Origin of the sequence: Marinomonas sp. TI.3.20 (assembly GCF_038155025.1) — a bacterium.
Lineage (GTDB): Bacteria > Pseudomonadota > Gammaproteobacteria > Pseudomonadales > Marinomonadaceae > Marinomonas > Marinomonas flavescens.
On record NZ_JBAKAS010000001.1, the window covers coordinates 294,583 to 310,382 of the forward strand.

12 protein-coding genes are annotated in these 15,800 nt (G+C 42.5%); 4 read left to right on the plus strand and 8 right to left on the minus strand.

The genetic code is table 11. The features are described from left to right. Positions 1 to 165 precede the first annotated feature (165 nt). On the plus strand, positions 166 to 627 hold the full coding sequence (locus V6259_RS01325; protein ID WP_341583025.1) for a PA2169 family four-helix-bundle protein: 462 nt from the start codon (positions 166 to 168) through the stop codon (positions 625 to 627). A gap of 176 nt (positions 628 to 803) precedes the next feature. Here V6259_RS01325 and V6259_RS01330 read toward each other — a convergent pair whose 3' ends face one another. After that, a complete protein-coding gene (locus tag V6259_RS01330; protein ID WP_341583026.1) occupies positions 804 to 2,402 on the minus strand; it encodes an APC family permease in 1,599 nt (532 codons plus the stop codon). 795 nt (positions 2,403 to 3,197) lie between these two features. On the opposite strand from V6259_RS01330, the gene V6259_RS01335 reads away from it, so the two are divergent. Further along, positions 3,198 to 5,552 (plus strand): bifunctional diguanylate cyclase/phosphodiesterase, encoded by a 2,355-nt coding sequence (locus V6259_RS01335; RefSeq protein ID WP_341583027.1) that lies wholly within the window; start codon positions 3,198 to 3,200, stop codon positions 5,550 to 5,552. Positions 5,553 to 5,637: 85 nt separating this feature from the next. Here V6259_RS01335 and V6259_RS01340 read toward each other — a convergent pair whose 3' ends face one another. After that, complete coding sequence (locus V6259_RS01340) at positions 5,638 to 7,260, minus strand: methyl-accepting chemotaxis protein (RefSeq protein ID WP_341583028.1); 1,623 nt, start codon at positions 7,258 to 7,260, stop codon at positions 5,638 to 5,640. 153 nt (positions 7,261 to 7,413) lie between these two features. Further along, entirely contained in the window at positions 7,414 to 9,342 is a 1,929-nt protein-coding gene (locus V6259_RS01345; RefSeq protein ID WP_341583029.1) for a B12-binding domain-containing radical SAM protein, read from the minus strand. Between the two features lie 327 nt (positions 9,343 to 9,669). Here V6259_RS01345 and V6259_RS01350 point away from each other — a divergent pair, with 327 nt between their 5' ends. Then, positions 9,670 to 10,467: a DsbA family protein gene (locus V6259_RS01350; protein ID WP_341583030.1), complete on the plus strand. Its 798-nt coding sequence runs from the start codon at positions 9,670 to 9,672 to the stop codon at positions 10,465 to 10,467. Positions 10,468 to 10,512: 45 nt separating this feature from the next. On the opposite strand, the gene mtgA is transcribed toward V6259_RS01350, so the two are convergent. Next, a complete protein-coding gene (gene mtgA, locus V6259_RS01355; protein ID WP_341583031.1) occupies positions 10,513 to 11,190 on the minus strand; it encodes a monofunctional biosynthetic peptidoglycan transglycosylase in 678 nt (225 codons plus the stop codon). A gap of 238 nt (positions 11,191 to 11,428) precedes the next feature. Here mtgA and V6259_RS01360 point away from each other — a divergent pair, with 238 nt between their 5' ends. Further along, complete coding sequence (locus V6259_RS01360; RefSeq protein WP_341583032.1) at positions 11,429 to 12,088, plus strand: metal-dependent hydrolase; 660 nt, start codon at positions 11,429 to 11,431, stop codon at positions 12,086 to 12,088. 597 nt (positions 12,089 to 12,685) lie between these two features. Here V6259_RS01360 and V6259_RS01365 read toward each other — a convergent pair. From V6259_RS01365 to V6259_RS01380, 4 genes are all read right to left on the minus strand, one after another. Then, the gene (locus V6259_RS01365; protein ID WP_341583033.1) at positions 12,686 to 13,522 is read right to left on the minus strand and encodes a hypothetical protein; all 837 of its coding nucleotides are present in this window, start codon (positions 13,520 to 13,522) and stop codon (positions 12,686 to 12,688) included. Between the two features lie 76 nt (positions 13,523 to 13,598). Beyond that, complete coding sequence (locus tag V6259_RS01370) at positions 13,599 to 14,288, minus strand: hypothetical protein (RefSeq protein WP_341583034.1); 690 nt, start codon at positions 14,286 to 14,288, stop codon at positions 13,599 to 13,601. A 13-nt stretch (positions 14,289 to 14,301) separates the two neighbouring features. After that, the gene (locus V6259_RS01375; RefSeq protein ID WP_341583035.1) at positions 14,302 to 15,015 is read right to left on the minus strand and encodes a hypothetical protein; all 714 of its coding nucleotides are present in this window, start codon (positions 15,013 to 15,015) and stop codon (positions 14,302 to 14,304) included. A gap of 3 nt (positions 15,016 to 15,018) precedes the next feature. Beyond that, entirely contained in the window at positions 15,019 to 15,666 is a 648-nt protein-coding gene (locus V6259_RS01380) for a hypothetical protein (protein WP_341583036.1), read from the minus strand. Positions 15,667 to 15,800 lie beyond the last annotated feature (134 nt).

Sequence of the window (15,800 nt, forward strand, 5' to 3'; positions counted from 1 at the left end):
CTCTCTAGCGAGTTAAAAACAGTAGACCTTGTAAAGGTGTCTCTACTTTCTGTAGGAAGCATGCAGCCTATGTGTATTTCTATAAATACGGTTGTTTTTAAGACGGTCATCGCCAACTATTCCATACGAAAGCAAGATAAATGAAAGGCTAATTAGGAGGAATACATGCAAAACCAAACCGATCAAATTAAACATGTTTCAGACATTATAAAAGTGATGAATGGCGGTATTGAATTCTACCAAGAGGCAAAATCCAAATTGGATAACAGCACTTATCAAGCCTTTTTTAATCGAATGATTGTTGCCAAAAAAGAAGCGGTGGCCGACCTGCAGAAATTTGCAGTCGAAGAACAAGGTGAATTAGAAAATGAGAGTAGCAGTCTCGTAAAAGCGCGTCAGGTTTACACCAAATTGTTGTCTAAGGTTTCTGGTGATTCCACCGCCTTCACTTATATTGATCAACTTGAGGAAGTGGAAGATAAGGTCTTAGAAGAGCTCGATCTCGCACTAGAAAGGCACCAAGCTCAGGATTGCGAAATCGCACTTCGCCGTATCAAAGTCAGTATGAAAGAGTGCCATGATGAAATGAAAGCATTGCAAAAAATGGCCGCACAGCACTCGTCATAAAAGTCGCTTTCTCCCCGAGTCTGTTTGGTGGAGTTTGAGTGATTAGGGGTTGTTATCTGCCTTTGTTTCCAAGTCTTATCAAGATTACTTATCCATTTTCGGTTAGCAATATTGATAAGATCTATGAAAAACAAATTCTCTTAACGTATTAGTTTAAGCAGGCAGTTAACAGCCCATTACGCGGTTTTTGCCGCTGGAACATCAATGTATTCTACTTGATGTTCATCTGCTTCATCAGGAATAAGGGGTTTGTCGTAACAAGCCGATACGCCCCAATAATAGGTAATTAAAGCAACGGCTGTGAGCAAGACGCTGTCTAATGGTGAGCTAATATAGCCTTTGCCACCGTAGGTGCCAAAATATGACAATATTAACAAGGCAATATAGTAAACGAGTAACCAAATAGCGCGTTTAATGTCGCCTTGATCGCTGTCTTTTTTACCAAAGATGGCATATCCCACCCAAGCAATGATTAACAACGGCAGTAATAACTCATCAACACTCCAGCCACTCCAGTAAATCAATAACGTACTGGCAATAAAGGCCAATGGACTAATTATGACAAAGGCTGGCAATAAAAATGGACGCTTCAAGTCAGGACGACGTGCACGAAAGGCCGCGGCACTGATTGGACCTGGCATATAAGTTAAAACGTTTGCAGACGTCACCGCAGCAATTAATCCACCCCAAACCTGAAATTCAGAAGGCAGAGTCCAAGCAATGGCTAAAATAAGTGATAGCCATAGGGCACCACGAGGCACACCAGACTTAGGATCTACTTTACCGAACACTTTGAACAAGTAGCCATTCTTTGCCCAAGCGAAGATGACACGACTTGCACCGGCTAGATAAATATTCCCAGTACCCGCAGGAGAAATAACTGCGTCTACCAAGATTAAATTTATCAGCCAAACTAAGCCTAATGAACGAGCTAAGTCAGCGTAAGGTGAACGGAATATTGTTTCCATTCCATGCCAGCCGTTTGCATTCAATAGGTCTGTTGGTATTGCACCCATGAAAGAAAATTGCAGCAAAATATAAACCATAAAGCTAATTGCCATGGCTAAAATGATAGCGATAGGAACATTTCGCTGAGGATTCTTCGCTTCACCTGCAAAATCCACGGCTTGGCGAAAGCCTAAATAAGCAAACACGATACCGGCACCCGTTAAGGAGGAGAATACACCATGAATACCGCCAGGGTGTGTTGCAGGGATGTCCATATTTGCACCTTTATAAAAGGTGAAAAAGGTCACAATAGCGATGATAGGAACAATAAATTTAATCGCCGTTACAATGGTATTAATACGACCAAAAACATTGACGCTCCAGTAGTTCAGAGCAAAAAAGAATACGAGCAGTAAAATCTGCATGACAAAGCCAAGGGTGGTTGGGTTACCAGTTGACGCTTGACCCAGTGCAGGCCACCAATACATAGCGTATTGGCGAACCGCTTCCACTTCTACACCCGCCGTACTGGTGTAAGCTAATAGCGCACTGAAACCGATGACAAAACCGACCAAGTTGCCGTGAGTAAAGTTTGGGTAACGAACAAATCCCCCGGCTCTTGGAATACTGGCGCCGAGCTCGGCAAACACTAAGCCAATTAAGAGCACCATAACCGCACCCAATGCCCAAGCATAGCCAGACAAAGAGCCGGCATAGCCAGAAGTGGTTAATGCGGCATATAACCAACCAGAGCCGATCATCGACCCAACACCTAATAGAGTTAAATCCACTAACCCCAATTTTTTCTTTAGTACGCCATCAGACATGATAATCCCCTTGCGTATGGCTGCTGAATTTATGCTTATAATTTTTAAAGCAGTGTTCTTAATGTTTATGAAAAGTTCAATTTCGTTTCTCGATTTAGCAGGAATAGCATTAACTCCGTCAAGTTAGGGTCACTTTTCAAAGGCTTGATAATCATCAATATCGTATTATTTGGTTTTGGGGCAAAAGCAGATAGAAAGTTGATGTCGTAAAAAAGAATGACAATCAATTAAAAAATAAACCATTGATTGTAAAAAGATTTCATATCAAAAACGTGTATGAAAAAAATAAATAGCTGACAGGAAAAATAAAACGAGGATGAAAAACCGGCGATGGGGAAATGTTTGTTTATAGAAATAATGTGCACAAAAGTAGTTAGAATTTTGATTTTTTTTTGAAAATTCACAAATTTATCAAAGAACAGTAAAGAAATGTGTTTTTAAAAAAAACGACCAAACAATTAATTCATTGATCTATGTCTAGGTAATTTTTAGATGTGCTTTGTAAAATGGTTAGGGGATATAAGTGTCGAAGAATAACTAATGTCAGGCTAGACCAAGCCATGTTATTTAAGAGCTTTCGATTCATTACAAAAACACATGCACCCATTCTACCTATATGTGCTAATTTTAACTGAGGTAAACAAGGAATGTTGACTGCATATATCGCACGGGAGATTGTACTAAGAATTTGCTTAGCCATTAACTATAATGGAGAGTGAATCATAAAATAAGTGAATCTTTGCTGTTCTTTCGTAACGAAGTGCCAAATACGCATCATTAAACATAGAGATTACAATGCTGAAGACACTTAAGGGACGGTTATACTTCCTCTCTATTCTTATCATTATTCCTTTCTACTTTTTCATTTATCTGAGTTTCGACTACAGTCGAACTATGGTTGAAAATGAGCTTCTCAAAAGCGCCCGAATAGTGTCTAACCAGGCGGTAGAAAATCATAAGCGTTTGATGACATCAACAGAGCGTTTTTTAGCGCTTTTAGCCGCTCTTCCTCAAGTTAAAAAGCCAGATTCCGAAACATGCCAACGCTTTATTAGTGGGATTGCCCCGTTATATGAGCGATATGTAAACATCGGAATTCCTAATAAAGCAGGGATATTAACCTGTAATGGCACTCCGCTTGCTTCACCTCTTGATTTGAGCGACCGCGCTTATATCCATGATGCTATAACGCAAGACCGCTTTACGTCGAGCGGCGTACATCGTGACCGGACTCTTGGTATGTTGACGGTTAATTTTGCTTATCCTGTTCACAGTCTCACAAACCCAAAAAATGTTGTTGGAGCGGCTGTGGCTGTCATTTCACTCGACTGGTGGAGTGTATTGCTGAATAGCAACCAATTACCCAAAAATAGTATTGCTTATATTTTAGATAATCATGGCAACTCAATTGCCAGCTACCCTAGAAATACCGTGTTTGATGCTCCAAAGAGTTTTAATGCGGTCGTTCGGGGCAATGATGGTATCCGCCGTGTTTTTGTTCAGCATCAAGTAAAAGGCTGGGATGGGCAAGTTTTACTGACGTTTATGACCGGAATTGCTGTGGATGAACCGTTATCCATTATTGATAAACGTTATACTTTTATTGTGAGTGTCTTTTCCATATTGGTTATTTTGATGCTGATATTCTTAAGATTTTTTTTCCTTAATACCATTTCTAAGCCTCTTTATAAACTGTCTTATTTGGCCACAAGGTTAGGGCAAAATAAGCATATATACGCTGCTTTACCGACCGGGGTAAAGGAAATGGATGATTTACAAGACAGTTTTCTTGAGATGGCTGATCGTAAGGCGCAAGCAGAGAAAAAAATAGTACGGCAAGCGCAAACGGATAGTTTGACTGGTATTTCAAACCGCGATGCGTTTAATCAAATTTTGTCAGAAACGCTAATGTCTAATCCTCATGATCAAAAAATTGGCATCATATTGCTGGATTTAGATAACTTTAAAGAAGTGAATGATACTCGCGGCCATGAAGCGGGAGATTGTGTTTTGAAAGTGGTTGCATCGCGTTTGAGTAAGCATGTGCCATCCGCTCAATTAATCAGTCGTTTAGGTGGTGATGAATTTATCATTTTACTCAGAGATGATGACTGTAATGAGAGTCGAGTATTAGTGCTGTGTGAAGATATTAGAAAAGCGCTTAAAGAACCCTATGCTATGTCTCAGGGGGACATTACCCTTACGGCAAGCATCGGTGTGGCGCTGTATCCAGACGACGGCGACAATATGAGGGAGCTCATGGGGGCTGCTGACCAAGCGATGTACTCCGCGAAACAGAATGGGCGGGATACTGCTCGACGATTTAGCTGGGATCTAAAAGATGCCCTTGTCAAAAAAATGGAACTTATCCAAGATCTGCGAAAAGCGATACTTAACCAAGAATTCTATTTACTGTTTCAGCCGATTATTAACAAATATGGCGCCGTTATAAAATTTGAGGCACTTATCCGTTGGCAGCATCCTGAAAAAGGAATGATACCACCTGATCAATTTATTCAAGCGGCCGAAAAGTCAGGGCAAATTGTCGATATAGGGCACTGGGTTGTTCAGGAGGCGAAACGTGCTTTGGCACCGATTCGTGAAGTGTATGGCGAAGAGGTACAAATCAGCGTCAATGTGTCACCGATACAACTATCAAAACAACAAAGTGAAAAAGGCCTTCTATTAGCCGAATTACTGTGTAAGCAAGAGATCGAAAGTGATAAAAAAGGGCTAAACGGTCTTGTGGTAGAAATCACTGAACACCTTTTAATGAATTCAGACGAAAGTACTCGCAAAGCACTGCTGGCTTTTAGAGAAGAGGGCATTCAAGTAGCCCTAGACGACTTTGGAACTGGCTATTCTTCTCTTGCCTATATTATGAATTACGACATTGATTATTTAAAAATCGATATAAAATTTGTTCGAAAATTAGAGGAAGATCTTGCGTCGCAGACATTATGTAAAGCCATTATTTCAATGGCGCATGCGTTGGGTGTGTCTGTTATTGCTGAAGGCGTAGAAACTCAGCAGCAAGCTGATCTACTACTCGGTTATGGTTGTGACTACCTACAAGGTTACTACTTCTCAAAACCAATCCCGTTGGACCAAGTACTGGTTTATCAACAAGATAAGATTCTTTCAGTTTAGTATCGTACGGCTAGTGTCTCCGTAGAATCATTAAAGCCAGATGACATTGCTGTCATCTGGCTTTAATGTTGGTTTATTCAGACTGTTATTTTACTTTGAAGTAATGGATATCGTCTTTTAGTTTCTCAGAAAGTTGTTGTAAGGCCACGGTTTCTTCCGCGTTAACTTGTAACGCTTGGCTGGTTTCCTTCGACATATTGGCCACTTCTTGGATCTGACTATTAATCTCAGAGATGGTCACCACTTGCTGCGACGTTGCTGCTACTACCTCTAATACATTGGCTAATGAGTTTTTAGATTGTTGTTGAATATCATTTAGTAATGTATTGGCTTCATTGGTGAGTGTTAAGCTATTTTGGACTTGAGGCACGGTACTTTCCATCGCTTCAACGGAGGCTTTGGTTTCTTCTTGCACCTGTAAAATCATCTTCTCAATATCACCTGTGGCATCACCCGTTCGTTGAGCCAAGTTTCTTACTTCGTCTGCGACGACGGCAAAGCCTCGGCCTGTTTCACCAGCGCGTGCCGCTTCAATGGCTGCATTTAACGCGAGGAGATTGGTTTGCTCTGAGATGCCACGAATAACGTTAATAATGTCACCAATGCTGCGGGTGCGTTCTTCTAGTACATTGACTTGGTTGACCGTGGCTTTGACCGTAGCGGATACTTTTTCAATTTCTAACGCTACTTTTTGTACCGCGGCTTGTCCTTTTAAAGACAGGTCGGCGGTAATATTCGAGTTGCTCTCAGTTTCACGAACACGATCAGAAATAGAGTGAATGCTGTCGTTCATTTCGATTAGTTTATGCGCCGCCGAATTGGTGTATTCCAATTGGGTGTCCGCCGCCACCAAAGACTGTTTAGTGCCAGACGCCACGGTTGCCGAGCGCTGAGACAGCTCGCTTGAAGAAGAAATAATGCTGTTTACAATCGTAATCAGCTGCTGCTGCATGACTTGTACCGACGACATCATGCTGTTTGGGCAACAAGAAGAAATGACGCCAGTAAGGTTACCTTCTGAAATTTCAGAAATCACATCCGCCGCTTCTTGGGGTTCACCGCCCACGGCATCTTTAATGCGACGTGCAATCAAATACGCCACACTCAAGCCAATAATAATCGCGATGCTGGTCAGAGCAATCATCCAACTTTGGAAGGAACTGGAGACGATTCTGGTTTCGATAGTCGCTTCTTGATTTGCCATTTCTTCAAGGTTAATAAAAGCATTAATAGCGGCTAGCCATTCAACAAAAGACGGTTTAGCTTCGTTGAGCAATAACGCATTGGCAGTTGTTAAGTCATTGGCTTGTTTAGCTTTGATAATATGATCAATGAGCGGAAGGGTTTGCTTTTCAATGCGTTGAATCGTGCTGTATATGCTTTGTTCTTGGGCCGTCATTGGAATGTTGGCAGGATCCAGCATTTTTTCGGATTCTTGGTAAAAGAGATGAAGGTTTGTAATGTCTTTCATAACAGCCGCGAGCTCAGTGTCGTTTCTGGCCAGTACCACATCGCGTACTGCAATAGCACGGTCGTGCACGCTACCGCGAAAGTTAATGGCATAGCGTTGTTTCACCGAGTTAATGTCCGTCATCTGAGTGATGGTGGTGTCGATGAAGTTCATACGGTGAATCGCAATCACTGCCAAAATAACCGTCAGTGCCAAGGTGATGCCAAAGCCAATAACAAGGCGCGCATTAATAGTCATAAATAGAGTCCGTTTGGTTTATTCAGGCGTTGCGAAAAGTAGATCTTTGTTAGTCAACAAAACGCACGGAGAAGTTCCTGCCGTGCGATTTTATTAAAAGGAGAGAAGTGAAATGTGAGAGTGCCAGAAGCTCCTCTCTATTGAACGATATGACTAGCTGCTGGCAATGACACTGTTTACCGCTTTTGAAACCAAATCTTTTTTCATCGTCGTACGTGCAACAGGACGCTCAAACCAAAAGTTCATTGGCTGATCAAACCCGATGCCATGCATGTAGTTATAGAGTGCTTTTCGCAAACCTTCGCCGAGCATTTCATGCTCAGTGCCGGTTGGGTCGGTAAAATCAACGTCGTTTTCTGCGAACAGAATGTCAGGGCGTTCGGCTAGAGTGATACCGTACTCGTCTGGGTTGATCCCAATCGGGCTATGTATTGTTGCGGCGAATCTGTGCCAGAAAGCGGACTGAAAACAGCCTTGAGCCATCATTTGGCGAACCATTTCTAAGGCATCAATGGTTTCTTGTTCGGTTTGCGTTGGGAAGCCATACATTAAATACGCGTGCACCAAAATATCAGCATCGCTGAACGCCTTGGTAACGCGCGCGACTTGCTCAACGCTGACGCCTTTTTTCATCAGTTTCAGTAATCGGTCTGATGCAACTTCAAGACCGCCACTAACAGCAATACAGCCAGAATCTGCCAATAATTGGCAACGCTCTGGAGTGAAGGTTTTTTCGAAGCGAATATTACCCCACCAACTGATCACGACGCCGCGCTCGATCAAGCGATTGGCGAGAGCGAACAAGGCTTTTGGCGGAGCGGCTTCATCGACAAAGTGAAAGCCAGTTTGTCCGGTTTCTTCGATTAACTCTTCAATGCGGTCGACCAGCAGATCTGCTCCTGCGGCATCGTAGCGATCAATGTAATCTAAACTCACATCGCAAAAGCTACATTTGCGCCAGTAGCAACCGTGGGCAATGGTTAACTTATTCCAGCGGCCATCGCTCCAAATACGATGCATCGGGTTAAGCATTTCACAAAGCGACAAATATTCGCCTAATGGCAAGCCATCGTAGATCGGCGTACCTACATCGGCTTGAGGAATGTCGTGCAGTTCTTTATTGTCGTTCAAATGGACATAAGGCTCGCCATTTTCGTCTTCCGAGAGAAAGTAAGTGCGTACTAACTCATCAATTTCTCGCTGCCTGTCAAAGAACTCTAATAGCGTAATAAAAGGGCGTTCGCCGTCATCGAGGCAAATAAAATCCAAAAACTCAAAGACGCGAGTATCTTTGAGTGCGCGCAGCTCGGTATTCACGAAGCCGCCGCCCATTACGATGGGTAAATCTGGGTTAATTGCTTTACAGGTTTGCGCAATACGCAGTGCCCCCAGCATATTGCCCGGGAAAGGCACGGTTAATGCCACCACGCTTGGTTGGGTTTCTTCCAAATACTGTTCGACCAACTGTTCTAGAATTTCAGAACTAAAGCTTGGCTCGCCCATGAGCGTATCGTAGAGATTGTCGAAGCTTGGGTTTGCCGCAGCAAGTCGCTCGCCGTAGCGGCTTACCTCGAAGTAAGGGTCAACACCTTGAGTAATGACTGCCGACAAATCGTTGATAAACAAGGTCGCCAAATATTTGGCTTTATCTTGTACACCTAAGTTACCAAATGCGGCTTTTAACACATCGCCCGAGACGGCTTCCATTTGTTCGATGGTGTCGAAAGCTGGACCTTCAGGCAAAAAGCGACGAGAAATAATGCGCAGTGCAAGACTAGGGTCTTTGCCTTGTAAAAAACGAATAGCAGGCTCAACACCAAGACGATAGCGATCAAATTCTGACAAGAAAGTATAAATCACATCGGGCAGTTCATCGTCTTCAAACGACTCGAAGTTTTCTTCCACATGCTGACGAATAATATCCAGCGCTGGAGCGGTCATCATCTCTAGAAAAAGCTCGATGGCAGGGTCTCGCTGAACCGCCTCATAGCCCCGAGAGCGTAAAAAACCAGTGAGATACGCCGTCGCCGGATACGGGGTATTTAACTGGGTCATAGGAGGGGTCATTAGAAGAACGGTCATAGCCTGCCTTTAAGCGTAACAACGGATAAAATAAGGGCGCATTCTAGCATTTAAAAGAGGTTAGCAGTCTTAAAAAATACTCTGGTTTTTTGTTATCGATAACGGCCAAAAGGAAAACCGATAGTAACAACGCCAGACGGTTTCTGTAGTGAACTAAACGCTTGCTATATGTCTGATTAAATTCTTGTTTTAGAAAGAATTAATGTAAAGAAGTTGATAGCTTTAATGATTTTTTAGCAGATTTAGATTCCTCGTTGATTTCCGGCAGTGGCATAGATATTGTAAAAAAATAAGGATTTACTTACATTATTTTGATGGGTGGTAGTTATGAAAAAACGAACATTGGTCGCGTTATCAGTCGCAGCGATAATGACAACCGCAACGGCGGCATATGCTAGTGACAACGCAAGTTTTTCACCAACGCAGCAAGAACAGATAGGCAAAATTGCCACTGACTACCTGCTAAAGCACCCTGAGATTTTGATTCAGGTGAGTCAAGAGCTACAAAAAAAGCAGCAAGCCAAGCAGCAAAAGGCTCAGGCGTCGTTGAGTAAAAACGCCGTCAAAGCACATCCGGCTTTAATGACGTTGGACGGCGTTCCACATGTCGGGCCAAAAAATGCCAAGGTCACGGTAACGGAGTTTTTTGATTACCAATGTTATTACTGCAACAAAATGGCCCCAGAAATTGAACAATTGATGAAAGTGAACCCTAATGTGAAGTTCATCTTCCGTGATTGGCCTATCTTTGCATCTCGCTGGGAAACGTCAGCAACAGCGGCGTTTGCAGGACTTGAAGTTTGGCAAGAAAAAGGCGCTAAAGCCTATGTTAATTACCACAATGGCATTTTTGGGACAGGGCATAACGAAGGTAAGCTGACGGACGCCGACATTCAAAAGGTGGCTAAAAGTGCACTTAATGGGCCCTTGAAAAAAGTCTCTAATGACGCGTATAAGAAAACCATTACCATCAATGACCAGTTATCAAGGCAAGTCGGGTTCCAAGGCACGCCTGGCTTTATTATTACGCCAGCGAATGGTGCGACCGTTGACAATACCACGGTAATTGGCGGAGCCGTGGATTTACAAACCTTACAACAAGCGATTAAAAACGCGAGCCATTAAAACCTGCCGACAACTACGCTTGATTCGAGAGGTATAAAAGCCTCTTTAATCAAGAATCGGTGTTAGATAATCAGCACCAAGTTGTTGCATTTGTCGCTCTATCCAAGCGACTCTTTCAAGAAGGTTCGGCGTTAAGTGATTTGGATCGCGTTTGCGTGGGCTTGGCAGTAATACCGCTAAGCGTGCGGCTTGATTGGCGCTCAGGTGACGTGCTGACTTGCCAAAATAATGCTGACTCGCCGCTTCGACTCCATAAATGCCTTTGCCAAACTCCGCCACGTTCAAATACACTTCTAAGATGCGTTTCTTCCCCCAAACAGCCTCAAGACTGATGGCTAAACCGGCTTCTAACCCTTTGCGAATAAAGCTTCGCCCCGGCCAAAGAAACAGGTTTTTTGCTGTTTGCTGGGTAATCGTACTGGCACCACGAAGACCTTCGCCATCGTCGTATTGGCTCAACGCTTTTGTAATCGCCGTAAAATCGACACCGAAATGATCAGGAAAGCGCTGATCTTCTGAGGCAACCACAGCCAATGGCACTTGCGGTGGAAGTTGATCGATATTGATCCAATCCTGAGTCACCGGATAATCACTTTGCAACATAAACGCCGTAGTGGGTGGTGGAACGAACCGAAAAACCAGCAAGATCAAAACAAAGGCGATCAAAGCGCGCCAACTGATCGACCATACTTTCCTGAAAACACCCGGTTTACGCTTTGCCATTCATTACCTCAAAGGTGAAAAGGGGCTTATCCCTTAAAGTCATATGATAGCAACTTTTCGCCTATTAATATTTAAGTGTTCTAGCCGTGTTATTTTGCCTCTTTACTGGAAAGGGTAGGACCTTTTACTGATTGATGCACAGACCTCATGCCCCGATTCCTGTAGCATACGCGCACCAAAATCCACTGTCAGCTCAGTCTGACCCTACCTTATTTCATCGCAACAAGGACAACGCCAGATGGCCAATTTTAATACCCATGTTACCGTTGCTGCCGCAATCAGTGCGCCATTGGCAGCCGGTGCTTTTATTATGGGTTTTGCTAATATGAACGAAGCAATTTTTTATGCTTTAGCAGGAACGTTAGGAGGACTGCTGCCCGATATCGACGCAGATGAATCCATTGCTATTCGGTTAGTCTTTCGACTGTTTGGCGCCTTATCTGCGGGTTTGATCATCGCAGTATGGGTGCACCAATTACCTCACTGGCAAGTACTCGCACTGGCAGCCGCTGGATACCTAGCAGTACGCTTCCCGATACAATGGATATTTGAGCAACTCACCATACATAGAGGAGCATTGCATAGCTTACTGGCCAACGCCATGTTTGCCGCTATCGCCGTGCCCATCGCTTTCCACGTGTTTGACCTTAGCGCGAAAACCGCTTGGGGCATTGGTGCCTTTATCTTCATAGGCGCAACCATACACCTGATACTCGACGAGCTATACAGCATCGAACTCTCAGGCATGCGCATCAAACGCTCCTTCGGCACCGCACTCAAACTCACCGACTGGGGCGAACCACTGGCATCGCTGCTATTAGTGTTAGTGTGTGGTTTAGGTTACTGGCTAAGCCCAACGCCAGATGCTTGGGTGTCTGCTTTTGCTGGGTTACTGTAGTGTAAGAGTATTGAGTAAAGAAGGTGGGAGGGTAGATTTTAGCAGGCATAAAAAAGCCCATATCTTTCGATACAGGCTTCTTTATCATATGTCCGCGGGGGAAAGCTTTCGCTAAACAAGTCCCACGGCTCGCATGAATAAATATATATACCTTTGACGGATGCGTCAATTTTTTGGCTAAAAGCCCTTAATTGGTGAGTTCTTTAGCCATTTGTCTGGATAGCGAGCATTTTCATCGAATCCTTGAATGCGCATAGTTTTGCTCATTATGGCTATTAAGAGTAGTTTTTGAGCAGAACTTTGCTCATTTTAATGTCATAGCTTTTAGAGAGTTAGCATTGCAATGTTTGCTCTAGTTGGCTATGTTGTGCTCACAACTTATCCTTCTTCCACGCGTGGCGACATACAGACCCCTGGAGTTGGACGAATAAGCCGGCCTAGTGTCGGTTTTTTCACTTCTAAGGCCTTGGAAGGCGCTGATAAACCATGGATATGAGAAGTCCTGACTTATTTTCTTCTGCACCTTTGGTATTAGACTCGATGGTCATCATGACATTCAAGCAATTGTTGTGCGATGTTTAACGTAGAGGGGGTTATTTAATTTAATGATTTAGAAAAGTCTTGCCCTTTAAAATCTATAGTAGCTAATCCTGTTCTACTAGATGTTTCATATGACATTGGAATTTTACTGCTAGAAAATTTGTTTAAAGAAAAAACCAATTTCATGCAAGCGATAATTAGCACTGTATTAGTTTTTGGATTGTTCCATTCCATATCCGAAGAATCTTTAGGTGTTAAATTATAAGTTTTATCATGCTGTATTGTTGCGCTTCTAATGGAAAGTGAACTGAAAAGATTTTGTGAATGAGTTAAATTTAAACAATTACTATCTGTTTTTTTAAAGTTTATTGGCTTATGAAATATTACTTGCAGTAAGGCAATAGCCTTTTCTAATCCAGATTGGTAATCGCCTCTGTAGCCAGGGCTGAAATCATGAGGAAAGTTAAATGGAAATACTGATATATATAAATTGGAAAGGCTAGAAAATTCAAATTCAACTATGTAATGCTTATCTAGTTGTAGATCAATTTCAATGTTTTTGTAACGACTTTCAAAATGCTCTACATGTTTATAATAGTTTGAAAAAGTATTATTGATGATAGCTTGATTTATCTGCTCGGCAGTCTGAACGGATCTGTGATGTGAAGCGACTAAAGCTGCTAATGGAAATGCCAATGCGGCAATAGTGATAGGCAATTTCATCATTCCCAAAGCTTGGTTAATACACGATGCTGACCAACATGCCAAGAAACCATCGACATGCAAGCTATGCCAAGCAATCCAAACAGCGACTAATGCTGCTATGATAAGGGGTATTAAAATAGCTAGCCAGAAAGTGGTTAGTTGATACAGGCTCTGATTACTATGTTTCATGCAATGTCCTTTAAATGCCGCTTACATTCACTATGCTCTTGCGACACATAATGCCTGTTTAGGAGGAAGTCTTTTCCTATTTTTCAGTGAGTATAAATAGATTAAATGCTTCGCTAGTCTGATTTAGTATTTTTTCGCCAATGTTTTTTATTATTAGTCGACTCACATCGTCTTCACACTGCTCTAGCTGTACATTACCTTCGATATGTTCTCGCCAGTAACCATCTGTGCTGAGCTGTAATGCATCTACAGTTCCAAGCGCTAATGTCAGAAAGTCAGGATTTTGAAAGCGTCGAGCTTTTAACGATTTTGTAAGGATATACGGATTTTGTAGCTCGTTTGGTAATGCCGTAGTTTGGTGCTGACTTATTAGGTTGTGCGGCTTATTAATCCATTGAGTCTTGTTGTTTGTTACGATGCCAATACGACAGTCACCGAGCCAGAGAGTATTTCCTTCTAGCGTATTTAGGTTTATTTCGACAAGGCAAAAGCTGGCGACTTCGAGTCGGAAGTGTTGCTCTCTTAATATTTTATGCCTTTCTCTTAAAAGCTGAGTTGCTTCAATTTCTGAGTGAAGGTCGGGGTTATTGAGGAAGGCATGAGTCAGTGATGTTGTCCAATGTTTTGAAAACGCGATTGGATTGATGCCTTTTTCGGCTGCATCCATTATAACAATGATCAGCTTGTTATTTTTTACACCTATCGCGACAGCATCGTTGTTACTCTTGCGAGTATTTCCTTGTCGGCTAAACCAATCAATATCCATATTGCATGCCTTATTATGAAATGGCCGTTAAACGTTCGTAGATTATGTCTTCCCGATCTTGATTACCGTTTGTTATGTTTTGCACTGCATAACCAAAGTCGTTAATTTTCATCAGTGTTTGAATCTCTTGGGCTATGTAGGCTTTAACGCCTTCTGGTGCGTTTTGTATTTCAGTCGCTAGACTTTCTCTACCATCAATTAGATTGAGAAGATCTTCGATGTCATGGCTTGCCAATGGGTCTTGCTTTCCTCGGCATTTGTAGGCTTCAAGCTTGGTTGCAACAAAAGCGATGGAATTGACGACTTTGATTGTGAGTGTTTCATCTAATTTGTAGTCAATAGCGGATTCCATTGCGTATTTATACCAAGGATTACTAAAACCAAGTAAGGTTCTACTAAAACCATCAATCGTTTCATCGTCGGGCATAATGTCTACTCGTAGGTCGCCTAGCTTCATTGCGCACATAGGCCAATCTTCCTCGAGCCTAGATGCTTCTATGAAACCGTGTGATTTAAGTTGATCCGTTAGTTTATTGTATTCGACATAGCCCATTACGCTAACAATCAGATCGACATCTTCGGTATGTCTTACTTGCTCAACGGTAAATTCATCTGTAATCAGCAGAGCCGTTGTACAGCCGCCGATAAAGGTTACTGTTTCTCTTAATTCATCTAATGCTAAAGCGACTTGCTTTAACATGGCTTTTTGGATTTCTCTTACGCTCATTACTTACTCCAAAAATGATTTGAGCTTATCCTTTGCTATGTTGCTTTCTCGTGCGTTACCTAGCCGTATCGAGTCGATTAGAGCGAGCATGGCATACATGTCTGGGTCTTTTCTTATTGCGAGAGTTACCGTCTTAAATAAGGGCTCAACCGCTTGACCTTTACTTGTTCCTCTTGCATCTGGCCATACAGGAATAAGTTCTCCAGAGCTTATAATATCACCTTGTAAAATTGGGGCGGCGAACGATGTAGCGATGCCTCTAGTCACTTCGCCTAGTTTGGCTGGAAAGACATATTTAATACCTGAAACAATAAACTCAAATAGAGCTTTTTTGTTGGCTCTTGGTACACCAAATTGACGGTCTTTTTTAGCTAAGCCAATGTCTATACAGCGTCTTAGTGATTCGCTGATCTGAGTTTTTCCGATGCCTGTTTCTGCTTGGAGGTTACGGGTAGTGTAGGCGTAATTAAGGAATTCACTGTCTTCTGTTGGGAGGAATGTGTGTTGGTCAATACAATTACTATCGCTATGACCTTCCCAATCCCTCCAGTCGTGAGGCCATGTGAATATGCCCTTATCTTGTGAGGGGGTGTTCTCTTGGTGTTCGAGAGAAATTAGCTTTAACAGCAAACCGATATCTTGACTTTTCATTGAATCATAAAACCTCTTGTCCTGTGTCTCGGGACACAGGACAAGCTTTCTATATATTAATGTATATTGCAAGAGGTTTTTCTCGGGCATAAAAAAAGACCTTTGATTACTCAAAAGCCTTTCTATATTTCTAA

Bases quoted from the DNA above. Each gene is read 5' to 3' on its own strand.
- V6259_RS01325 (WP_341583025.1), top strand. From the start codon at position 166: ATGCAAAACCAAACCGATCAAATTAAACATGTTTCAGACATTATAAAA.
- V6259_RS01330 (WP_341583026.1), bottom strand. From the start codon at position 2,402: ATGTCTGATGGCGTACTAAAGAAAAAATTGGGGTTAGTGGATTTAACT.
- V6259_RS01335 (WP_341583027.1), top strand. From the start codon at position 3,198: ATGCTGAAGACACTTAAGGGACGGTTATACTTCCTCTCTATTCTTATC.
- V6259_RS01340 (WP_341583028.1), bottom strand. From the start codon at position 7,260: ATGACTATTAATGCGCGCCTTGTTATTGGCTTTGGCATCACCTTGGCA.
- V6259_RS01345 (WP_341583029.1), bottom strand. From the start codon at position 9,342: ATGACCGTTCTTCTAATGACCCCTCCTATGACCCAGTTAAATACCCCG.
- V6259_RS01350 (WP_341583030.1), top strand. From the start codon at position 9,670: ATGAAAAAACGAACATTGGTCGCGTTATCAGTCGCAGCGATAATGACA.
- mtgA (WP_341583031.1), bottom strand. From the start codon at position 11,190: ATGGCAAAGCGTAAACCGGGTGTTTTCAGGAAAGTATGGTCGATCAGT.
- V6259_RS01360 (WP_341583032.1), top strand. From the start codon at position 11,429: ATGGCCAATTTTAATACCCATGTTACCGTTGCTGCCGCAATCAGTGCG.
- V6259_RS01365 (WP_341583033.1), bottom strand. From the start codon at position 13,522: ATGAAACATAGTAATCAGAGCCTGTATCAACTAACCACTTTCTGGCTA.
- V6259_RS01370 (WP_341583034.1), bottom strand. From the start codon at position 14,288: ATGGATATTGATTGGTTTAGCCGACAAGGAAATACTCGCAAGAGTAAC.
- V6259_RS01375 (WP_341583035.1), bottom strand. From the start codon at position 15,015: ATGAGCGTAAGAGAAATCCAAAAAGCCATGTTAAAGCAAGTCGCTTTA.
- V6259_RS01380 (WP_341583036.1), bottom strand. From the start codon at position 15,666: ATGAAAAGTCAAGATATCGGTTTGCTGTTAAAGCTAATTTCTCTCGAA.